Below are 24,407 nucleotides of genomic sequence, written 5' to 3'. Positions count from 1 at the left end.
AATTAGAATGTAATGTTCAATCCCATAAGGTATGTAGCCGATGCAGGGTGTGCATTCAACTCAATACCTGAGTTAAGAGCTCCTCCAGGAAGTTCAGGAGTATAGCCACTGTAATCTTGCCAGATTTTTGGATTGCTTGCAGACAAATACCATCTTACTTTTTCAAATCCAATTGCACTTAACCATTCTTTAGGGAATGTATATCCTAGAGTTATATTGTTGATTTTAAAATAAGAACCTGATTCAACATAGTAAGATGATGCAATAGGTACATTATTAGAAGCTCTTGGAGTTGTGTTTGATAGATTTGTAGGAGTCCAACGGTCGACTAGAGAAGCTTCGATGTTTTCATTTCCGAAACGCTGTGCTTTTTTACCATTGTACACCTTGTTTCCTGAATTACCATAAAAATCGATGCTGAAATCGAAGTTTTTATAGTTTACACCTGCATTGATACCATAGTATAATTTTGGTTGGTAAGATCCTTTGTAAACTCGGTCATCATCATTCAATACACCATCGTTATTGGTATCCTTGTATTTGAAATCACCAGGTTTTGCATTAGCTTGGATTTTTTCACCGTTTGAATTTGTATAAGCATCAATCTCAGCTTGATTTTGGAAGATGCCATCAGTTTGGTATACCCAAAAACTTCCGATTTCTTCACCTTCTTCTGTGCGAGTTGTTACCTGACCATTTTCAAGACTTCCACTTACAATCGGAAGACCTCCATTTACATTTTCAATTTTATTGATGTTATGAGTCATGTTTACCCCAACAGAAAAACTTAAGTCATCATTAATTTTTTCTCTCCAGTTTAGAGCTACCTCAAAACCTTCATTACGAACATCTACTTTATTGGTAAGGAATTCAGTATCACCAAAAATAGCATCAAGTGGAGCATTGATTAGTGCATCAGAAGTTAATTTATTGTAATAATCGATTTCCCCTGTAAGTTTGTTGTTTAGGATAGAGAACTCTAATCCAAGATCGTACTCTTCAGTTACTTCCCATTTTAAGTTAGGATCTTTAATATCTCTAACGATGGTACCTGGAACTACCGCTTGATCTGGACCCAATACGTAATTCAAGTTAGGAGCCATTGTTCTAATAAAAGCTGATGAGGAGATGTTATCATTTCCCAATTTACCCCAACTAGCTCTTAATTTTAAGTTGTCTAACCATGAAAAATTGTCCATGAATGCTTCCTCAGAAATTCTCCAACCCAATCCTATTGATGGGAATGTACCCCATCGTTGATCTTTTGATATTTTTGAAGATCCGTCTCTTCTGATTGTAGCAGTCAGTAAATACTTATTTGCATAAGCATAATTTAATCGTCCAATGTAGGAATTACGACTAAATTTGTCCCCACCATTACCATTGGTCATCGAAGATTCAGAACCTGCATCAAGATACCAGTAATCTTCATCGTTAGGAACATCTTGACGAGAGCCATTTAACCAATTGGTCTTCGTTTTTTCAGCAGTTACACCAGCCATTACTTTGAAGTCATGATCTTCGTTTAGCTTGAATTCATAGCTTAAGATATTATCCCAAATCCATGACTCAGAATCGTTTTTACCAATTGAAAGAGAAGATTTTTCATTTTTCTGATTGGCATTAACGTTGTAAACTGGATTGTATACTTTTCCTTGATTGTAGCTAGCATCTACACCAAAACTTGATTTAAATTTCAGGTTTTTAATCACTTCCAATTCAGCAAATACAGTTCCCTGAATACGAGTTCCCCAGCTACGATCGTTATTGTAATCTAAAGTGGCAACCGGGTTACCAACATTATTTTTTATTGTAGAACCGTAGTTTCCGTCTGTATCTTTAACCTGAACAGTTGGTGCTGCGCGATAAGCAGTTGTAAATGTGCTGTAAGGAGCATTGTCTGATTTGAATCTTGAAATGCTAATATTGTTGCCTACTTTAATTGCATCGTTAATTTGATAGGTGTTGTTTAAGCGAAGAGATAGTCTTTCATAGTCATTGGTTTTAAGAATACCTTCATCTTTCATGTATCCAAGACTGAAGAAGTAGGTGTTTTTCTCACCACCACCACTAACTGATAAATTGTGATCCTGAGTAAAGCTAGTTCTTGTAATTTCATCAAGCCAATTGGTATTGTGTTGCAAGTTTGCAAGATCATATGGAGCTTCTTGATTGTCGTAGGCTGCAGCTTCGTTTGAATATTCTGCAAACAATTGGCTGTCGGCCATATCTACTTCATTGATCATTTGGTGAAACCCAACTTTTGTATTGTAGTTGACTTTCATTTTGCCTTTTTTACCTGATTTTGTTGTGATAATAATTACACCATTTGCACCTCTAACACCATAAATTGCAGCAGATGAAGCATCTTTTAAAACATCTACAGAAAGAATATCGTCTTGATTAATGTTGCGAACATCGCCCGTTATTACTCCATCTACAACATATAAAGGATCTGCTCCTGCTAACATGGTACCAACACCTCTGATTCGAACCATTGGTGCAGCACCTGGAGCACCTGATGATACGATTTGTACACCGGCAAGTTTACCCTGAATGGCTTGAATTGGTGATGCAGATGAGGTGTTTTCAAGATCATCGCTTTTTACACCAACAATAGAACCTGTGATATCGCTTTTTGTTTGAATACCATAACCAACCACAACAACTTCTTCAAGTCCAGTAGTTGATTCTTTAAGAACTACATTAACAACAGATTGGTTGTTGAGAGTAATTTCTTGAGATTCCATTCCAATAAAACTAAAAACTAATATGTCATTAGCGCTTGCTGAAATATTATAGTTTCCATCAATATCTGTGACAGTACCATCTGATGTTCCTTTTATAAGAATACTTACTCCAGGAATACCAAATCCGTCGGATTGGTTAGTTACTTTCCCTGTAATTTTCAGATTTTGGGCATATCCCAAAGTGCTGAAAAGGGCAAGTAGAATGATAAGAATATTTTTTTTCATAGGTCTAAATTAAATTACATATCGAAGGATTTCTAGAAGCTCCCTTTGCAATGACATCGATTTCGAAGCAATGGAAAATTAAAGAGTCCTTTTCAAATTCATTTGTAGATATAGTCAGCTGAACTTTTTCCAATACAAATATCATAGCTCTATATCGTCAAAAAAAATAATGATCCAATACTTTACTACATCATTCAAGATGAAATAGTGGTGTATGGTTTGTGATGCCCAATAATATTGAGATGTAGGATGGTAATACGTTTGCATTGTTTTGGTATGTTTTTTATCGTGTTGTGGTAATGTTGTGGTAAATTATTACATTTGAGCACTGATTTTTAAGGAGGAAATTCATTTGCTGAACAACTCGCAAATACATTAGCTTAAAGATTCCTAATTATTATGAAATGAATATTTGGTATAAAAGAGATAGTGAAATGAAGAAAAATATCTGGCATAGAGTTCTGTTGTTTTCAATTCTTTTTCTCCTGTTTAAATCTGCTATGGCAGAAACATTAGATGGGAAGAATCTTTTATTACCTCATGTGGAAAATTTTCAGAAGGGAGATTATGGAGGAGCTAACCAAAATTGGGATGCTGCTCAAGCAAAAAATGGGGTTCTTTATTTCGCAAATTCAAGTGGGCTGTTGGAGTATGATGGGGAGTCGTGGCAGTTGTTCGAATTGCCAGGAAAACAGATTGTAAGGTCGGTTGCTGTAGATTCTTCGGGAAAGGTATTTGTTGGAGCTCACGAAGAATTTGGTTTTTGGCAATACAATGCCGAAGGACAGTTTGAATACCATTCTTTGGTACACTTGTTCGAATCAGAAGAAATAAAGAATCAGGATTTTTGGAAGATCAGAGTTGTAGGTGACAATGTTTATTTTCAATCATTTGCAAGCTTGTATGTTTACGATTATCATGGAATTCAAAAAACATCTGCGCCAAGTAATATTTTTTTCTTCTTTGTATTGGATGAAAGGATTTTGGTGAGTTTGATAGATGGAGGTTTATTTGAGTTAAAGAATGATCAACTTATAGAATTAAAAGGAATCAATCGTAATCTGCGAGGAAATATTTCAATTGTGCTACCATACTCCGAAAACAAACTGTTGATAGGAACAGATTTGGATGGATTGTTTTTATATGATGGTAGTAAAATGGAGGAGTGGTCTACCGAAGTTGGTCGTTTACTTAGGAAGCATCAGCTCAACAGAGGAATTACCGTTGATATCCACAATAGACGTTTGTATGTTGTGGGAACCATTACAAAAGGGGTGTTAATATTTGATTCCAATGGCAATCTGGTTTATCAGCTTTCAAAAAGTTCTGGTTTGTTGAATAATACCGTATTGGGAGTATTGGCTGACAAGCATCAGAACTTATGGATTAGTCTTGATAAAGGAATTGCAAATATTCATTTAAACTCACCTTTTGAATATTATGAAGATCGTAGAGGAGATATTGGAACATCATATGCTGCAGCGGTATATTCCGGGAGATTGTATTTAGGAACCAATCATGGATTGTTTGTGGCAAACTGGGATAAGGATGAACATCAGTTATTAAGTGATTTTGAATTTGTAAAAGGTACAGAAGGACAGGTGTGGAGCCTACAGGAAATTGATGGACAATTGCTATGTGGACATAATAAGGGAACATTTCGTATTAGCATTAATGACATTGATAAAATTTCGGATGTCTCCGGTGGTTGGGTGATAAAAAGAGCTGGTCCTGAACTGTTGATTCAGGGTACATATATTGGTTTGGCGGTTTATAAAAAGGTTAATGGTCTTTGGATTTATTCTCATAATATATCAGGTTTTACTGAACCAACGGAATATTTGGAGATTGATTATAAGGGAAATATATGGGCCAGTCATGCTTATAAAGGATTGTATCGTCTTAAGGTTGACTCGAAATATGAGAGAGTTACGGAAGTTAGGTTATTTTCTCAGCAAGATGGTTTACAATCTGATTACAATATAAATGTGTTTGAAGTTGATGAACAGATTGTAATAGCTTCTGGAGAAAACTTATTGTCCTTTAATTATTTGACAAAGCAGTTAGAAGAATTTCAATATTTGAACGAGCAACTTAAAGAATTTAAGGCATCACACAAAATTATAGGTTCGGGTGAAGGCCAGTATTGGTTTTTTAAGGATGATAAAGTAGCTCGAGTACAATTCAAGAATGGAAAAGTAGATAAATTGGATGCTTCTGAATTTCTGTTTTTTAAGGGGGAGAATCTAAGTGGTTATGAAAATATTAAAAAGCTTGATGATGGTTACTATATGGTTTGCTTGGATGATGGCTTTGCTTTATTTAAACAATCCATGTTGTATGATAGAACTAAAATTGAAGAACAGAAGGTAATGTTGCGCGAAGTAATAAGTACTTCTCATTTATTAAATGCTAGAAATAATATTCGCCTGGACACCACACCTGAAGTTCCTCAGCGAATGAATAGCCTGGAATTTAAGTTTGCATTGCCAGATTACCGATATGGTAATGTTAAGTATCAGTGGAAATTAGATGGATATGAAACGTTTTGGTCACCTCCGTCTATAAGCAATAAAGTGAAATATAATCAGATTCCTTATGGAACCTACACCTTTCAATTAAGAGCGGTAGATGATTATGGCAACTTTTCAAAAACAATTGAATATACTTTTAAAATATTGCCTCCATGGTATTTGTCAAGGTTTGCGATATTGGCTTATATTGTTTTGATTCTAGCACTTTGGTATGTGTTGAGGTTATTCTATAAAAGAAAGTTGGAGCGACAAAAAGAGAAATACTTTCAAAAACTTCAGGCAGAGAACCAAAAGCATATTATCAAACTAAAGAATGAGCATTTACAGGCCGAAATTCAAAATAAATCGAAGGAATTGGCCAGCTATACCATGTTGGTAACCAAAAAGAATGAGCTTTTAAATGATTTAAAATTAAGATTAAAAATCCTTGACGAACATGTTGTAGCTAAAAATGCTCGCAAAGAACTGACATCCATCAATAAATTGATTCAAGGAAACATTTCTAGCGAAGATGATTGGAGAATTTTCAATGAGAACTTTGATAAGGCAAACGATGTTTTTAATCAGATTTTGAAGAGCAGATATAAGGATTTAACACCAAATGATTTGCGTTTTTGTGCTCTTTTAAGGCTGAATATGACTTCAAAAGAAATTGCTTCGTTGTTGAATATTTCGGAAAGGAGCGTTGAAGTAAAACGTTATCGTCTCCGAAAAAAGCTAAGCTTGAATAACAAACAAAACTTGGTTTCCTTTTTAATGGACTTGAATTAAATTTTATCTATTAGATGTAGCTACTCTGAATTTCAGATTTCTTCTCTTTAGGCGATTTACCTGTAAAGGCCTTAAATTGCTTATTGAAATATGATGGACTATTAAATCCACATTCATAGGCGATTTGTGATACACTAAGCTTCCCCTCTGCCAATAGTTTTTGAGCATAGTTAATGCGCATTTCATTCAAAAACTCAGAGAAAGTTTTTTGTGTTTTACTTTTAAAGAACCTGCAAAAAGCTGTTTTACTCATATTGGCAATTTTTGCAGCCTCTTCAAGATCAATCTTTTGTTGAAAGTTTTCACTTACGTATTCGTAAATCTTGTATAGCTTTTGGTTGCTACTTTGTTTAAATGATTCAACAAAACTATCTGATGCCAAATACTCCAAATCCTCCGATTGGGCAATAAGTTGTAAGATCTGTAATAGAACAATTATTCTTTGGGAATAATCTGAAGTATGAAGGTTTTTTAGGTGTTGAATAATTTTGTACTTGGTACTTCCTTCAATTCGAATGCCTTTAAATGAGTTAATCAACATCTCTTTGATTCTTCTCATCTCAGGCAAAAGGAAGAATTCTTTGCCAAAACTATCTTCTTTGAAATGCACCACCCATGCAATCACTCTTTCTTCTGATTCTTTGCTATAAAACAAATCATCGTTTTTCATGATATGAGGGGTATTGGGGCCGATAAATATCATATCTCCATCATTGAAATGGTCGATACAATCCCCAACTACTAGGGTTCCATGACTCTTTTCAATAAAGATCAATTCAAATTCAGGATGGTAATGCCAAGGCACCTCAATGTGTGGTAATACATCAATTTTTGAACGGAATGAATGTTCCCTTTTGACCGAAATTTCTTCTAAAACCAACGACATACTTGTAATATTTTATCAGTTATTGTCTAAGATACTTCTGTAATCTGCTAATATAGTTTTAATCTAAGTATTGAACCTACTAATGATACTTATTTCCCTAATGGTAATAATGTATTAGCTGATATGAAGGTGATGTATGGTGTGAATGCAAATATAGTACAATTAAATGGTAAAATAGTAAAATGAACTTATTCTAAAATCAAAGAGATTTGTCTTCCAAATAACTCAAACGATTGAATTTATAAGATTATGGTATCGATAAGTACAAATGTTAGTTCTGGAAATACCGGAGCTAAAAGCGGAATGAATTACAAGGGTGCATTGGCATTACTAACTTCATTATTTTTCATGTGGGGATTTTTGACCTGTATGAATGACATTCTAATTCCTCATTTAAAAGGATTATTTGATTTATCGATTACACAAGCAATGCTTGTGCAGTTTACATTTTTTGGTGCTTACTTTTTAATGTCGTTGCCAGCAGGTTGGATCATTGGAAAGATTGGTTATAAAATGGGAATTGTAACAGGATTAACAATTGCAGGTATTGGTGCGGCAATGTTTTTCCCTGCTGCTAATTTCTTATCCTATGGGTTCTTTTTGTTTGCACTATTTGTTCTTGCATCGGGTATTGTTGTGTTGCAGGTAGCTGCGAATCCTTATGTAGCAGAATTGGGTACGCCAGAAACTGCATCAAGTAGATTGAATCTAACTCAAGGGTTTAATGCATTGGGAACTACTGTTGCTCCAATATTTGGCGCTTGGTTAATTCTTGATAACACTGCAACGGATAATGTAGGAAAGGCAGAAGCAGTGCAAATGCCATATGTAGGGTTGGCGTTGGCTTTAATCTTAATTGCAGTAATTTTTGCATTTGTAAAGCTTCCTAAAATTCAGGATGCGGAAGAAGAAAAGGCTGAAGGATCAGCTTGGAAGTTTCGTCATTTGGTTTTAGGAGCAATAGGAATATTCACATATGTTGGAGCCGAGGTTGCAATCGGTAGTGCTTTGGTGATGTACTTTGGTGATGAGGGCTTACATTTATTTGGTGAAGCCGAAGCAGCCACATATGTTTCTGTATTTTGGGGAGGTGCAATGGTAGGCCGATTTATTGGTTCTGTAGTAATGCAAAAAATATCTGCAGCTAAAGTGTTGGCATTTAATTCGGTTATGGTTGTAGCTCTGATTTTAATCAGTATAATGACAACTGGATACGTTGCACTATGGAGTATTGTATTGGTTGGATTATTCAACTCAATCATGTTCCCAACCATTTTTACCTTAGCAATTGATGGTTTAGGAAAACATACCAGTCAGGGATCAGGTATTCTATGTCTTGCCATTGTAGGTGGAGCAGTTGTTCCTATGATCATGGGAGTTTTGGCAGATAGCTTTGGCTTGGCTAATTCTTTTGTAGTAGCAATTTTGTGTTATGCCTATATATTGTATTACGCATTAAAAGGACACAAGCATTAGGATATTTAATAAATAGAGGAGAAGTATTGATATGATGGAAGTTGCTTTAGGAATAGATATAGGAGGAACCAATACTGTTTTTGGTTGTATTGATAGTGAAGGGAACTGTTTGGTTTCAGGTAGTATCCCAACACAACAGCATGATGATATTAATAAATATCTGGATGATTTATTCGAGCTTGTTGATGTAAAGTTGAAGGAGTACGGGGGAGTTTTAAATATCATTGGCGTTGGTATTGGTGCACCTAATGCAAGTTATTATACAGGTACCATCGAGAATGCTCCAAATTTAAAGTGGAAGGGAAGTGTTCCATTGGTTGAATTGATAAAACAGCGATTGGATGTTCCGGTAATAATTACCAATGATGCCAATGCTGCAGCAATGGGAGAAAAAGTATTTGGTGCAGCAAAAGACATGAACAACTTCATGGTAATAACACTTGGTACTGGATTGGGAAGTGGTATTGTTGTAAATGGAGATTTGCTATACGGACACGATGGTTTTGCAGGAGAAGTTGGTCATATGATTGTTCGCAAGAGCGGACGTGAGTGTGGATGTGGAAGAAAAGGATGTTTGGAAACCTATGTTTCGGCTACAGGAGTAAAACGATCGGTATACAAACTATTGGCAAGACACCTGGGAGATAGTGAACTAAGAGATATTCCTTTTAGCGAGCTAACAGCCAAAATGGTGGCTGAAGCTGCAGGAAGAGGTGATTTGGTTGCGCATGAAACATTCTCATATACGGCGCAAATGTTGGGTGAAGTTTTGGCCAATGTAGTTGCTGTTACCAGTCCAAAAGCAATTTTCTTGTTTGGAGGTCTTGCTAAAGCTGGAGATATTTTGTTTGAACCAGTAAGAGAAACTCTAGAGAAAAATCTAATGCCTATCTATAAAGGAAAAATTCAAGTTCTGCCTTCTGGAATTAAAGATAACGCTGCCGTATTGGGAGCTGCTGCCTTAATTTGGAATAAGAAATAAGAATGGGATTCAATGTTTAAAGTAGTTGCATTTATTGAGTAGTAATGAGTTATTTATAGAATTTTGCAAGTTGAGTTTTTCCCTTTTAGGGAAAATCCCGATAGGGAAAAGGGTGTAATACAACAATTATAATCTATAAAACACCCTTCTGGCTGTCGCCATCTTCCCTAGGAGGGAAGAATTCCTAAATTAGACAGTTTGCAATTTTTTATTCGCTCATATTCTAATTAAAAGATAATCGATTGCCTTCGGAATATTTCGAAGGTATACCCTCCAGCCTGCCTTGTGCAGGCTTTTTTTGTAGAATCCTTTTCTACAAAGTGTGGAATCTTTACCACAGATTTTTGTCCATTGCATTTTCGATATTTTGATGTGCCAAAAAAATGAAAAGAGTTAAAGTGCAAGATTATCAATGGGTAAGTGATTTTTATACTTCCCTTTTGGCATGAAAAATATTTACGGCACAGTATTCTCATATAGTAATTGTGAATTTGAATTGATGTAAACCTGTTTAAAAATTAAGAATTATGAGAAAGTTAGTATTTGCATTATTAGTGTTACCATTTTTTACAGCTTGTAACCAAAAAGAATTAAAACAACTTCGTGAGCAGAATCAGCAGTTGACCGTAATGGCACAAGAGAAAGATTCTACTATTGATGAATTTGTTGAGTCGTTTGATGTTATTGCAGCAAACCTGAATATCATTAAAGAGAAAGAACAGATCATTTCTGTTAATGCCAATGAGAATCCTTCAGTTGGACAGAAAGAACAAATGGTTAATGATTTGAACCTGGTTCGTGAGTTGTTGGAAGAAAACAGAGCTAAAATTGAAAGCCTGGATAAGAAATTGAAGAACAGTTGGTACCAAAACTCGAAACTAAAGAAATTGGTTGCTGGTTTAAAATCACAAGTTGAAGAGAAAGATGCTTCCATCGCAGCATTGTCTGATCAAGTTGCTCAATTGAACGTTGAAGTTGAAAACTTAAATGGACAAGTAACTGAATTGAACGGTACAGTTGTAGCATTGAACACAGAGAACGAAAACAAGGCAAAAATTATTGAAGAGCAAACTACTGACTTGAATACAGCACATTATGTGATTGGCGATATCAAGGAGTTAAAAATGAAACAAGTGGTTACTAGCCAAGGTGGTTTATTGGGAATTGGTGCAACAAACAAATTGAACCAAAAAATCAATCCTGAGAACTTTAACCAGATTGACATTACCCAAACTACAACAATTCCAGTATCAGGTAAAAAAGTTAGCTTGGTAACTTCACACCCAAGTGATTCATACAGACTAGAAGGAACAGAAAAAGAGGTTGAAGCAATTACAATCTTAAATCCTGAAGAATTCTGGAAAGCTTCAAAATACTTAGTTGTTGCAGTGAAATAATACAATACAAACAGAGCTTGTATTCAAAAGCATCCCAGTTTAGGGATGCTTTTTTGTTATGCATAGTTTTGACTTTTACTACTCAAGGCGTTTGGGTAATGCTACCCAAGTTGCTTGAGTAAGCTGCCCAAGTTGTTTGGGTAATACTGCCCAAGTTGCTTGACTAGACTGCTCAAAGTGTTTGGGTAAGCTGCCCAAGTTGTTTGAGCAAATAATTTGTCATCGTACGATCTTTGGCTCCTGTGAATTTGTAGATCACAGGATTGGAGTATAGGATTTATAATCCGATTTATTGAATTGAAAATTCAGAACTCCACGGTCCCTTATTACAAATCAGGTACAGCGATAGATGCCTTTGTTTTACCTAAACACTTTGTTATCGTATATTCTGGAAACTACCAATAATATGATTGCCACGAGTGCCGGAGCGAATTCGCCATCTTGCGCAATAATGTGTGCAAAAAAAGCAAGTACAAAATCGAAGAAAAATCCGGCGTAAGCCCATTCCTTTAATAGTTGCGATTTTTTAGATAGTATGGCAACTAAACCTAACAGTTTGGCTACAGCTAAGGGGTAAATCACAAAAGTTGGGAATCCTAATTTCAGGAAAGTGGCACTCACCATTTCGTAATTCAGAAAATACATACTTGCCGACATTAACATTAAGGCAGTAAGCAATCCGGTTGCAATCCAATAAATAATCTTATTTCGCTTTTCCATTGTGTTTTTATTTTAAATGATTTCAGATAGAAAGGTAGGATAAATGATTTGTTTAAAATGTTAATCAATTATTAAAATGGTACAAGTGTATGTTCTCCGACAATTAAATTTGGTTAATATGTTCTGTATTGTGATAAGCAAATGCCTTATTTAACCGCAAATCTGTTTGATTTTTCGTAAATTAAGAAGACCCCCTTTTTCTTTTGAAATGCAGCAATGCATACTTCTAGTTGGATTTTGTTGTTACGGTTTAAAGTTGTTGGATATGTCCATTTTAAGAAATGAAATAAAGAATAACCTCACTCAATTAAAGGATGAAATAGATCAGATTTTTGCAGGAGGAAGAGATACAGTTCTATCAGAAGTTACGGTAGGGCAAGTTTATGGTGGAATGAGAGGATTAACTGCATTGGTTTGTAATACTTCTTTTGTTGATCCGTACTCGGGTCTTCATGTTGGTAAGTATACGGTTGAGGAACTTGCCGATAGATTTCCTGAAGAGATATTCTTTTTGTTATGTACTGGAAAATTACCTGGACTAGATTTTTTGTCGGAGTTTCGGAATGAGTTGAATGAAAGAGCTGGTGTACCTCAATATACTTGGGACATGTTGAGGGTACTGCCTGAGGATACTCACCCTATGAGCATGTTAAGTTTGGGAATTTTATCGATGGAACAAGAATCGGTATTTAAGAAGAACTATTTAAAAGGCATTGCTAAGGCTGATTATTGGAAATATACTTTAGAGGATGCATTAAATGTAATTGCCAAGTTGCCTGAACTGGCAGCGGGCATTTATAGAATCAGATTTTGCGATGGAAAACTGATTGAACGAGATCCGGAATTGGATTGGGCTGCTAACCTTGCATTAATGCTTGGCTTACCGGATTCGGGTAATGAGTTTGCCAATTTAATGAGACTTTATCTGGTTTTGCATTGCGATCATGAAGGTGGTAATGTGAGTGCTTTTACTTCAAGAGTTGTGAATTCGGCATTGTCTGATTTGTATTATGCGATTTCGGCAGGATTAAATGGCTTGGCTGGTCCGCTTCATGGCTTAGCAAATCAGGAATGCTTACGATTTATATTGGCGATAAAAGAAAAGTATGGCGATGATGTGGATGAAAGCCAGGTAAAACAATTTGTGTTGGATACTTTGGATGGAGGAAAGGTAATCCCTGGTTATGGTCATGCAGTTTTAAGGGTAACCGATCCGAGATTTAAGGAGTTCATGAATTTTGGAAAGCAGCATTGTTCCGATGATGTTTGTTACCAGATTGCTAATAAGCTGTTTCATGTTGTTCCTGATATTCTAAAAACTTATAAAGGAGGAAAGGTTGCTAACCCATGGCCAAATGTGGATGCTGCCTCAGGATCACTATTGTATAAATATGGCTTAAACCAGTTCGATTACTACACGGTTTTATTTGGTGTTTCAAGAGTTTTGGGCTTTTGCGCGCAGAATGTTCTGGCTCAGGGTTTGGGGCAACCCATCATTCGTCCCAAAAGTGTTACCAACAAATGGGTGGCAGAAAAACTAATGGAAAATAAGGTGAATTCTTGAATTGATTTTTGTTTATCGATTTAAGCAGGGCATGCTACCACCGAGAGTCTACTCTTTTTATACACAGATCTGAAATAATTATTTTGATTTGGCAATGCTGAATCATTTAAAGTATTTTCAAATTGAGTGTTTCCCTTTTAGGGAAACTGTCGACAGACTAAAGGGTGAGATAGGACAAATATAATTAAAAATACACCCTTCTTCCTGTCGGGATCTCCCCTAGAAGGGGAGAATTTAGGAATAAACGATTGTATAAATTATTTTCCTTCGAATTATATTCTGGAAAATAAATGTGTATAAAAAATAGATCGAGAGCAGGGGTATGCTCAAATTGAAGATGTTTTTGATATGTAAATGGTATAATTATCTTTGCGGCACAGAAACAGTTTTAATTTGTTTTTAGAGTTTTTTATTGATGAAAAATGAAGGGTAACAAGGCAAGTTTCATAAGAATAGTGGTTCTATTTAAATGGAATTTAACGAAGTTAGGCTTCATTTCTTCATATAAAAAGACTGAAGGATAAATTATAAACGGTTTCTATTAATTAAACCAAAAAGATGATTACTGTAGATTCATTAGCTGTTGAGTTTGGCGGAACAAGCTTGTTTAAAGATATTTCATTTGTAATTAATGAGAAGGATAGAATTGCTCTGATGGGAAAAAATGGGGCAGGGAAATCCACGCTTCTTAAAATTATTGCAGGAGTTGATACACCAACTCGTGGTCGTATTTCAACACCAAAAGATAAGACCATTGCTTACCTTCCTCAGCACTTAATGACATCGAATACCAGAACTGTTTTTGAAGAAACTGCTCAGGCCTTTGCTCACATTTTCGAAATGGAGAAGCAGATTGAGGAGATGAATGCTGAGTTGGCTTCGAGAACTGATTTCGAATCGGAAAGCTATTACAAGCTTATTGAAGATGTATCCACTTTAAGTGAAAAATTCTATTCTATTGAGGAAACCAATTTCGATTCGGAGGTTGAAAAAACGCTAATCGGGCTTGGTTTTGAAAGAGAGGATTTTACTCGTCCAACCAGTGAGTTTAGTGGAGGATGGAGAATGAGAATTGAACTGGCAAAGATTCTTCTGAAAAAGCCTGATTTGATTCTATTGGATGAGCCTACCAACCACCTGGATATTGAATCGATTCAATGGTTGGAAGATTTTCTGATTAATTCGGGAAAAGCGGTTATGGTAATCTCTCACGACCGTGCTTTTGTTGATCGAATTACCTCCAGAACCATTGAGATTACAATGGGCCGTATATACGATTACAAGGCATCTTATTCGGAGTATCTGGAATTAAGAAAGGACAGAAGAGCTCATCAGCAAAAGGCTTACGAAGAGCAACAGAAAATGATTGTTGAGAACAAAGCTTTCATCGAACGCTTTAAGGGAACTTACTCTAAAACACTTCAGGTACAATCGAGGGTTAAAATGTTGGAGAAATTGGAGATTGTTGAAGTTGATGAGGAAGATACATCTGCTTTGCGATTGAAATTTCCACCTTCGCCTCGTTCAGGAAACTATCCTGTAATTATGGAAGAGATGAGCAAGACTTACGATGAGCATTTGGTGTTCGAAAATGTGAACTTCACATTGGAAAGAGGAGAGAAAGTTGCCTTTGTTGGTCGTAATGGTGAAGGGAAATCTACTTTGGTTAAAGCAATCATGCAGGAGATTGATCATGGTGGTACTTTAACATTGGGACACAATGCCATGATTGGTTACTTTGCGCAAAATCAGGCTTCCTTAATGGATGAAGATTTGACCGTATTCCAAACCATCGATCATGTTGCAAAAGGTGATATCAGAACTAAAATCAAAGATATTTTAGGGGCTTTCATGTTTGGGGGCGACAATTCAACCAAAAAGGTAAAGGTGCTTTCGGGAGGAGAAAAAACTCGTTTGGCAATGATTAAATTATTGCTTGAACCAGTGAACTTATTAATTCTAGATGAGCCTACCAACCATTTGGACATGAAGACCAAAGATATTCTAAAAGCCGCATTGAAAGATTTCGATGGAACCTTGATTGTTGTATCTCACGATCGTGATTTCCTTGATGGATTGGTTGACAAGGTTTATGAATTTGGTAACAAGCGTGTGAAAGAACACTTGGGGGATATCAATTCATATCTATCAACCAAGAAAATGGAGAACCTGAGAGAATTAGAGCGTAAAAATTAATTCAACTCCTTTGATTCACTCAGTTTTGTATCAATCACACTAGTAAAAGGAATTGTAAAAAAGAAGGTTGAACCTTTGTTCACTTCTGATTTAAGGTGCATTTTACCTCCAAGTAAGTGCACCAAACCTTTGGTTATGCTTAAGCCAAGTCCATTGCCTTCACGGTATTCGGTATGAGTAACTTGAGCAAACCTTTCAAATATCAACTCAAGTTGATCTTGTGGAATGCCATAACCTGTGTCTTTTACGTAGAATTCTAATTCGGCGTATTTTGTGGTGTAACCAATCTCGATATGACCTTCATCGGTAAACTTTAATGCATTCCCTAACAGGTTATTACATATTTGTGTAAATCTAACTGTATCTGTTGCGATAATATAATCCTTTGATTCATCAGGGATAAATACACGTAGTTCAACAAAGTTTTTGTCTTTTGAAGTTAATACATTTCTAAAGACATTGGCTATTTCATTAATTAGACCATTTACCGAAACACTTTCAAGCGATACACTTAACTGATTAGATTCTATATGTGAAATATCAATAATGTCATCAATAATTCTTAGCAATTGCTCACCTGAGCTATTAATGATTTTTGAATAAAGTTCTTGCTGTTTTGCACTAATATTTGGCGTTGAAATTAAATCGGTAAAGCCAAGAATAGAGTTAAGAGGCGTACGAATTTCATGACTCATATTGGCCAAAAATGCAGTTTTTAATTGGTCACTTTCTTCCGCTTTCTTCTTTGCAATCACCAATTCTTGCTTGGTTTTTCGTAGTTCTGATATATCATGAACAATAGAAAATAGCAGTTTTTTATCATCGATAATTAAGGCTTCGGAATAGACCTCAACATCTCTAATTTCACCACTTGCTAACTTGTGTTTGAAAATATGAACAGAACTTGAAGAAACAGTTGATTTTAGAGCTTTGCTGATGCGATCTTGCGGGAGAGTATTTATATTGCTGATAAGCATTGATGTTAGTTTACTATAATCATAGCCATAAAATTTTATTGCGGCATTGTTAGCATCAGTAATTTGTCCATTTGTTGGATCTATTAGTAGCATTATCGACTGGTTGTTTCTAAAGATAGCTTTGTATCTTTTCTCACTTTCAGATAATTGATAAGTTCTTTTGGAAACAATTTGTTCTAAAGCATCATTAATTTCCTGTAAGGATTTTTCTCTTTTTTCAACCTCTTTTGTATAAAACCTGAATGTTTTAGATAAGTGGTTTTTATAGAAAAGAGCAATTAAAAATGTAATCAGAAGGGTAAGACCTATTAAAACAAGAGTTAAGTTATTTCTTTTATGTCCAAGAATTTCATCATGTTTTAACTCATTTTGAATTAAAGCATCGATATCATTTAAGTATATTCCGCTTGCAATGATCCAATTGTATTTTTTGTAGAGCTTAGCATAGCTTAGTTTTTGTGAAACCTGATCAGATTTAAATTCCTTGAACCAATAGGTGAAGAATAGTTCACCATGCATTTTTACACCTTGCAATTCTTTTAAATATGGAGTGTTGCCCTTTATATCGGTCGTGTTGGTTGAAAGGTATTGACCTTCTGTTTCGGTTAAATTTGGGTGTATTAGGCGAATAGCATAATTGTCTCCACCTTCATAGTCAAGTATTTTATTAATCCAGATGTACCCAGAATTCATTAAAGTATTCTGCCTGATATGATCTTTGATGTGGTCTATTACCAGACTTTTGATATAAACCGTATCTCCAGGATATTTTTTACCAAAAAACTCTTCGATTTGTTTAATTTCTACAATGGTTCTGTCTACTGCAGTTTTTAAATATTCCTTTTTGGCTTTTATGATCTGATTTTCTATCTGTTCAATATGTTCTTGATTTATCTGATTAATCTGACGATTATAAATAAACCAAAATGATATTGTAAAAATTACAATGATGATAATAAGAGAAACAAAGAAGCTCTGGGTGATATCCTTAGGGGCAATATTTGATTTTTTAAATTGGTTCAAAGTATAATGTAATATATCTGTAAGGTGATAGTTGTGTGAATGTTAAGTGAAATTAGTAAATAAAAACCTATTTAACAAATTAGTTTAAAAGCAAAGGCCTTGATACTTTGGTACCAAGGCCTTTGTTATTTTTTAGAGATGGAAATAATTAGAATTTCTCATCGTATTTGGTCCAAAGTCCATCGCCAATTTCCCATGCTTTTTCTACCACTTCTTTACCCATTTGGATACTTCTATTGGTTAAAAACTCCTTGCGTTTTTTCTTACTCATTTTAGCTACCTCTTTGTCGATTGCAGCTTGTTCTTCGAAATATTGTTTCTGTAGAGGAACAAAAACTGTATCAACATCATGTCTCATATCACCCCAGCGTTGTGCTGTTAGAGTACCTAAACGATTGAAAGCCCACCAAGCAGATTTGCGTGTGTAACCTGTTCTGCGAGCTTTTACTTTGTAGGATTCAGCCAAATCGGTAGTTCCTGCATATACAGGAATGTAAATTGATGTAGCAACATTATCCTGTGCCAACCAAACAATTCCACCAACTTCATCAGGCAACCAATCTCTACACTGAATAATGGTTGCATACATGGTATACCAACGCGCAATGGTTCTCTCGCCAAGTTCGCCCCAACCACCGTTAACTCTGAACAAACGGTTCATATCGTAAGGCATGAAAGGATTTGCAAATGGAGAAAGTACTTCTTTACCATCTTTATCTGCTTGCTTAATGTTTTTCACAAAGTTATATGGAGTTCCTTCGTAGTAATCCTTAAAGATTTCTACCAACTCATCCATTGTGATTTTTTCATCTGGTTGAACAGAGAATGGATAATCTTTATCGTTGGCATCTAGCTTTAAAGAAGGAGCAGCCATTGAAAGTACTCTCCATTCTCTTCTGCGAGAAGCTAATGATAGGCGGCTTTTAGGAGCGTAAGCATAGTTCCATTTGAAAACTTCACCCTCTTTCCACCATCCATTTTCTTTGGCAACCGAATAAATGTTTTTCGATGCCATAAAATGCTCTTTATCTTTTAGATTGATTTCTTTAATGGTACTTGCATTAGCGTTTACCGAAATGTGATTGTCAGGTACACGCTGAGCAACCCATACTGCACCTACTTTTCCTTTTCCAGGACCAACAACTTCAAAATGCCAAACCTCTTTTTTATCAGCAATGGTCAAACATTCTCCGTAATCTCTCCAACCATATTTCATTAATAGCTCATCAGCCAATTGAATTGCTTGTCTTGCAGTTGTGCATCTCTCAAGCATTAACTGTTGTAGGCGCTGACAATCGATTAAACACTCTTTCGAGAACAATTCTTCACGTCCACCGAAGGTAGATTCACCAATTGCCAATTGCTTTTCATTGATACAAGGATAAGCTGTATTAAAAAACTGGTAAGTTTTTTCTACTTGGTCGATTTCTCCAATCTTTTTGTGCTGGTAGGTAGGCATTGCCAAACTATCGTATGCTGATCTTTCATACAAAGCAAACTTACTTCCCTTTTTGTGTTTCATAGATGGAGTAACATCCATCCAAGCACGTGTTCTGTGGCTATCATCAGTGTGAGAAGTAATAACCGATCCATCAATTGTAGCCAATTTTCCTACAGTCACAGTTGTACATCCTTCTGGCACTCCATTTTGCCAATCCGATTTGTCTTGTGCCATTGTATTTGCCGAAATCAGCAATACAATAGCTAGAAATAAATTTCTTAAGTAATAATTCATGTTTAGTTAGTTGTGTATTAGTGATCTTGTATTAAAGGATTTAATTTTTTGCTATCCATTTACTGAACCAAGTAGATTCCAGCATCCTCAATTGTAATTAGTTTCTGTTTGTAAAGCAGGCCAATTGCTTTCTTAAAGTTTTTCTTGCTCATTTTGAGTGAGTAGTAAATGTCTTCAGGCGAGCTTTTATCATTTAAAGGAAGGAATCCTTCTTCTTCTTTCAATAAATCAAGTATTTGTTGTCCCGATTTTGGTACTTCGTTGACATAACCTTGTTGTTGAAGGCTAACATCAATCTTGCCATCACGGCGGATTTTCTTAATGTATGCTTTTCTTTGATCACCGATTTTCAGGTGTCCAAAAACTTCGTTTTTGTATACCATTCCCAAGGCATCATCATTAATCAACACCTGGAAACCCAATTCACTTCTTTTTCCTACTAAAATATCTACTTCATCACCTTCTTTATATGATACTTCATTGTCTCGAAGGATTCTTTCAATTTTAGCTGTAGCAACAATTCTACCTGTGGCATTATCCAAATAGATGTATACCAGGTACGAAAGATCAACCTGCATTTTATCTCTTTGTTCGCTAAACGGAACAAGCAGATCTTTGGCCAATCCCCAATCTAAAAATGCACCTACATTGGTTACCGATTTTACTTTAAGAACTGCAAATTCCCCAACAATTGCTTTGGGTTTAAGTGTTGTTGCAATAATTCTATCCTCAGAATCGCGGTAAATAAACACCTTTATCTTATCGTCAATTTGAGTTTTTGGCGGAACATATTGATTAGGAAGCAAGATCAAAGCTTCATCTTCACCTTCTAAAAACACTCCAAAGTCAACCAATTTGGCAACTTTTAATTCTGCATATTGTCCTATAATACTCACAAGCTATATTTTAATCAGTTTCCAATTGATATGGAAAGTTTTGGTTTATCAATTAATGCGTAAAAGTAAGCAACTTTTTACGAATATGCTCGGACTATATCTAAAAGAGAAGATTGAGATAGATTTATTAACTGTAAACCTTTTGTTTAAGCTTCTTTCTATTATTCAGAATAGAAAGAAGTGTATGTTGTAGAGCATGTTTACTGAAATCGATAAAAACGGAATGGGTATTTTTCACCTGCTTTAGGAATGAGTTAAAATAAGAGCTTGATTTGTTGCGTGCTGCTCTCTAAATTACCAAGCTATGCGTTATTATTAGGTTTTAATAAAAAATCAAATTTAAGATTGCAATTTTCGTTATCGATTGCGAATTCTGGCTGGTATTATTAAGGAAAAATATCATCATTTAACATGAGTGTTTATACCCATAAAATCAGGTATTGTAGAACATGCTTGCCTCAATAGAGAATTAATTCCTTATTTAAGAATAGTTTTTATTTTTGATGAGTGATCAAGAAATCGTGGATTTTGAGATCAATGAAATAACTCTCTCTCGAGTTAATTTGATGTAGAAATTCAATAAGTCAGGGTATGAAGACAAGGAAATTATTAGTTAGAGATCTAACATTAAGAGATGGTCAGCAATCTCTTTTTGCGACCAGAATGCCACAGGCAGAGATAGAGAAAGTTTTGCATTTGTATAAAAAAGCAAACTTTTATGCGATGGAAGTATGGGGTGGAGCTGTACCTGATTCTGTAATGCGTTATTTAAATGAGGATCCTTGGTACCGTTTAGAGTCCATTAAGAAAGAGATTGGCGATGTTTCCAAACTTACGGCCTTATCTCGTGGACGCAATCTATTCGGATACAGTCCATATCCTGAATCAGTAATTGAAAAGTTTAATACACAAGCTGTAAAATCAGGATTGGGTATTATGCGTATTTTCGATTGTTTGAACGATATTGAAAATATGAAGTCGACCATTAAGTATGTGAAAGCTGCTGGAGGTATGGCCGATTGTGCAGTATGTTATACTGTAGATTCTAAGTTTCCTGAAAAAGAAGAAGATCGTAATCGACTAACAATTAAGAACCTTCCTGATCAGATCTTTGACCTGGAATACTTTGTGAACTTGGCAAAGAAACTGGAAGAGCTTGGCGCCGATATGATTTCTTTGAAGGATATGGCTGGTTTGGCTTCTCCTTCTCGTGCGGGTCAAATTATTCGTCGATTTAAAGAAGAGTTAAGTATTCCTGTTGATTTCCACTCACACTCGACACCAGGTTATGGTTTAGCCTCGGCTTTAACTGCCATTATTAATGGTGTGGATGTTATCGATACCAACATCATGAACTTTGCTGGTGGATCCGCAGCTCCTGCATACGAGTTGATTTACCTGTTCTGTCAGAAGTTGGGCATTGAATTGGATGGAAATCCTGAGGTAGTGGTTGAAATCAACAAAATTTTGAAAGAGATTCGTGCGAATGCTTTGGCTGAAGTAGATAGCTACAAGCAATTTCCACTTGAATTTGATATTACAAAAGATAAACTTCCTGCTGAGATCGATCAATTATTCAATGAGGCTATAGAATATGCTAAAGCGGATAAAGAGGCTGAGCTCTTGGATGCTTGTCATGCAATTGAAAAATATTTTAATTTCCCAGCTCCTAACGAAATGGTTAAGAAGGCGGAAATTCCTGGCGGTATGTACACAAACATGCTAAACCAGTTGAAGGCTTTAGGTTTGGAAACCCTGCTTGAGAGAGTGTTAGAAGTGGTGCCAGTGGTTCGTTTGGACGCAGGTTGTCCGCCATTGGTAACCCCTTCTTCACAAATTGTAGGCGTACAGGCGGTGAACTGTGTTATCGATGAGAACTCGGGTCGCCCGTTCTATACAAATGTATCCAACCAGTTTTTTAGCTTGGTAAAAGGAGAGTATGGTACTACTCCAATCGAAATTGCTCCTGAGTTTCGTGAAAAGATTACTGGAAAGCCAGAGAGAGAAGATTATGATGTGAGCAATTACCAGGCACCGGAAAATCCAAATTTGCCACAATACGGAAATGTGAAATTGGCTGTAGACGATAAAGAATACATGCTTTTGGAACTGTTCCCATTGGTAGCAAAAGGATATTTGGAAGGTAAGCGCAGGGATGAATTTGAAGCTCAAAGAGTAGAAAATCGCAAGAAAATTGCTGCAGAAAGAGCTGCAATCAAAAGAACTCGCAAATTGAAGATTCGCGACTTGACTTTACGTGATGGTCAGCAATCACTGTTTGCAACTCGTGTGCCACAACACGAAATAGAAAAGGTTCTTCCTTTGTATAAAGATGCTAATTTCTACGCATTAGAGGTTTGGGGAGGTGCAATTCCCGATTCGGTAATGCGTTATCTGAACGAAGATCCATGGCACCGATTGGAATCCATTAAGGAAGTAATTGGTGATGTTTCGCACCTAACAGCTTTGTCGCGTGGTAGAAACTTATTTGGTTACTCGCCTTATCCTGAGTCGGTAATCGAAGGTTTTAACAAGAATGCTGTGAAATCAGGCTTGGGTATCATGCGTATCTTCGACTGTTTGAACGATGTGAAGAACATGGAAACCACCATAAAGTATATGAAAGAGGCAGGAGGTATTGCCGACTGTGCGGTTTGTTATACGGTAGATCCAAAGTTCACCAAAAAGCAAAGATGGAAAGCTCTTTTATCAGGTAAGAAATTACCTAAGAAAATATTCGATGTAAATTATTTTGTGAACAAGGCAAAGCAAATGGAAGCGCTTGGCGCGGATATGATTACCGTGAAAGATATGGCTGGATTGATTCCTCCATCATTATCAGGTAAGATTGTGAAGCGATTGAAACAAGAGCTTAAAGTTCCGGTTGATTTCCACACCCACTGTACTCCAGGCTATGGTTTGGGGGCAGTATTAATGGCCATTGTAAATGGTGTTGATGTGGTGGATACCTGTATGCTTAACTTTGCTGGAGGCCCTGCGGCTCCATCATTCGAAATAATCCAACTTTTTGCCGATAAATTAGGTTTGGATACTGGTGTGAATTTGGATTCTGTTGTAGCCATTAACAAGGAGCTGAAGGGAATCCGTGAAAGAATTGCTGAATTTGATTCTTATAAAATGTTCCCATTAGAGTTCGATATTACTGCTGATTATCTTCCGAAAGAGATTGATGCATTATTCGATAAGGCGATTGAATTGGCTAAAGCCGATAAGGAAGAAGAGTTGTTGGCGGCATGCCATGCAATCGAGAAGTACTTTAACTTCCCTGAACCAAATGAGAAAGTGAAAGCTGCTGAGATTCCAGGAGGGATGTATACCAATATGCTGGCTCAGTTAAAAGCACTTGGTTTGGAAGATTTATTGCCAACCGTATTGGAGAAAGTACCAGAGGTTCGTGTTGCTGCAGGTTGTCCTCCATTGGTAACGCCATCCTCACAAATTGTTGGCGTGCAGGCCGTAAACTATGTATTGGATGTGAACAGCGGCAAAGCTCCATATACTAATGTAAATAATCAATTCTTTAATTTGGTAAAAGGAGAATATGGCGAAACACCAATAGAAATCGATCCGGAATTCCGTCATAAGATCTGTGGACAAAGCGAGGCTTCCGATTATGATGTAAACAAGTATCAGGCTCCTGAGAATCCTGTCTTGCATGAGTTGGGAGGAGTGAAGCTTGCTGAAAATGAGAAAGAAATGTTGTTGTTGGAATTGTTCCCAACTGTAGCAGCTCCCTTCCTAAAGAACAGAAAAGCGGATGCTTATTACGAAAGAGTAGCTACGGAAGAGGCTGAAAATCAAAGAATCATAGAGGAAAAGAAAGCGGCTTATGCTGCAATTCCATTAGAAGAAAAATATGAAATGCTTCTTCGCGGATTGTACAGCTTGGCAGGAGATTCTAAGCAGGCTACAGGAGATATCACTCAACCAAAAGAGAAAGAGTCGAAACTTGATATCAAAACCAAAGAAATGCTTACGGCACAAAAGCCTAAAAATAGACTGGTAGGATAAAGTTTTCTCCATTATATTTTTAACACGCAACTAAAAAGTGCTATTCCTTGTGGAGTAGCACTTTTTGATTTGTCTTTAAATTCTTCTTCAGATAATGCTTTTTTACTACAATTCGTCTGTTTTGGTAAATGTGGTAATGACAAAATGAATAAGTTCTTACTACCACAATTAAAAGTAGTGCCTAGTATATTAAAAAGTTCTACCTACCACATTGTAAAGTTCTAGTAACAACTTTAACAAGTT

At 36.0% G+C, this 24,407-nt stretch carries 13 protein-coding genes; 7 read left to right on the top strand and 6 right to left on the bottom strand.

Translation table 11 applies throughout. The features are described from left to right. Nucleotides 1-2: 2 nt before the first annotated feature. Nucleotides 3-2,975 carry a SusC/RagA family TonB-linked outer membrane protein gene (locus DF185_RS11480; RefSeq protein ID WP_110360889.1) on the bottom strand — a complete coding sequence of 991 codons (2,973 nt, stop codon included), beginning with the start codon at nt 2,973-2,975 and terminating at the stop codon, nt 3-5. A gap of 434 nt (nt 2,976-3,409) precedes the next feature. Between DF185_RS11480 and DF185_RS11475 the strand changes: the two genes are divergently transcribed. Then, nucleotides 3,410-6,280, top strand: a complete 2,871-nt coding sequence (locus DF185_RS11475) for a LuxR C-terminal-related transcriptional regulator (protein WP_165836014.1) — start codon at nt 3,410-3,412, stop codon at nt 6,278-6,280. A 10-nt stretch (nt 6,281-6,290) separates the two neighbouring features. On the opposite strand, the gene DF185_RS11470 is transcribed toward DF185_RS11475, so the two are convergent. Next, nucleotides 6,291-7,166, bottom strand: coding sequence for an AraC family transcriptional regulator (locus tag DF185_RS11470; RefSeq protein ID WP_110360887.1), 876 nt, complete (start codon nt 7,164-7,166; stop codon nt 6,291-6,293). Between the two features lie 249 nt (nt 7,167-7,415). Here DF185_RS11470 and DF185_RS11465 point away from each other — a divergent pair, with 249 nt between their 5' ends. The 3 genes from DF185_RS11465 (at nt 7,416) to DF185_RS11455 (ending at nt 11,021) form a co-directional block, all read left to right on the top strand. Beyond that, nucleotides 7,416-8,642 (top strand): sugar MFS transporter, encoded by a 1,227-nt coding sequence (locus DF185_RS11465; protein WP_110360886.1) that lies wholly within the window; start codon nt 7,416-7,418, stop codon nt 8,640-8,642. A gap of 31 nt (nt 8,643-8,673) precedes the next feature. Then, nucleotides 8,674-9,624, top strand: coding sequence for an ROK family protein (locus DF185_RS11460; RefSeq protein ID WP_110360885.1), 951 nt, complete (start codon nt 8,674-8,676; stop codon nt 9,622-9,624). Nucleotides 9,625-10,151: 527 nt separating this feature from the next. Beyond that, a complete protein-coding gene (locus tag DF185_RS11455; RefSeq protein WP_110360884.1) occupies nt 10,152-11,021 on the top strand; it encodes a Cbp1 family collagen-binding glycoprotein adhesin in 870 nt (289 codons plus the stop codon). A gap of 360 nt (nt 11,022-11,381) precedes the next feature. Here the strand turns inward: DF185_RS11455 and DF185_RS11450 are convergent, their stop codons facing one another. Then, entirely contained in the window at nt 11,382-11,741 is a 360-nt protein-coding gene (locus DF185_RS11450; protein WP_110360883.1) for a DoxX family protein, read from the bottom strand. Nucleotides 11,742-12,006: 265 nt separating this feature from the next. Here DF185_RS11450 and DF185_RS11445 point away from each other — a divergent pair, with 265 nt between their 5' ends. Beyond that, nucleotides 12,007-13,305, top strand: a complete 1,299-nt coding sequence (locus tag DF185_RS11445) for a citrate (Si)-synthase (protein ID WP_165836013.1) — start codon at nt 12,007-12,009, stop codon at nt 13,303-13,305. Nucleotides 13,306-13,863: 558 nt separating this feature from the next. After that, a complete protein-coding gene (locus DF185_RS11440; RefSeq protein ID WP_110360881.1) occupies nt 13,864-15,501 on the top strand; it encodes an ABC-F family ATP-binding cassette domain-containing protein in 1,638 nt (545 codons plus the stop codon). Here the strand turns inward: DF185_RS11440 and DF185_RS11435 are convergent. The 3 genes from DF185_RS11435 to DF185_RS11425 form a co-directional block, all read right to left on the bottom strand. Continuing rightward, the gene (locus tag DF185_RS11435) at nt 15,498-17,501 is read right to left on the bottom strand and encodes a sensor histidine kinase (protein WP_110360880.1); all 2,004 of its coding nucleotides are present in this window, start codon (nt 17,499-17,501) and stop codon (nt 15,498-15,500) included. The two genes, DF185_RS11440 and DF185_RS11435, sit on opposite strands and share 4 nt — an antisense overlap. Nucleotides 17,502-17,649: 148 nt before the next feature. Continuing rightward, on the bottom strand, nt 17,650-19,236 hold the full coding sequence (locus DF185_RS11430) for a dipeptidase (protein ID WP_110360879.1): 1,587 nt from the start codon (nt 19,234-19,236) through the stop codon (nt 17,650-17,652). 59 nt (nt 19,237-19,295) lie between these two features. Beyond that, nucleotides 19,296-20,132: a CvfB family protein gene (locus DF185_RS11425; RefSeq protein ID WP_110360878.1), complete on the bottom strand. Its 837-nt coding sequence runs from the start codon at nt 20,130-20,132 to the stop codon at nt 19,296-19,298. A 591-nt stretch (nt 20,133-20,723) separates the two neighbouring features. Between DF185_RS11425 and DF185_RS23765 the strand changes: the two genes are divergently transcribed. Further along, nucleotides 20,724-24,164 (top strand): hydroxymethylglutaryl-CoA lyase-like TIM-barrel protein, encoded by a 3,441-nt coding sequence (locus tag DF185_RS23765; protein WP_207784632.1) that lies wholly within the window; start codon nt 20,724-20,726, stop codon nt 24,162-24,164. Nucleotides 24,165-24,407: the final 243 nt, after the last annotated feature.

Origin of the sequence: Marinifilum breve (assembly GCF_003202155.1) — a bacterium.
In the GTDB taxonomy this organism is placed as follows: Bacteria; Bacteroidota; Bacteroidia; order Bacteroidales; family Marinifilaceae; genus Marinifilum; species Marinifilum breve.
Note: the sequence above shows the minus strand (reverse complement) of the source record. Positions and strands in the feature narration are given on the sequence as shown.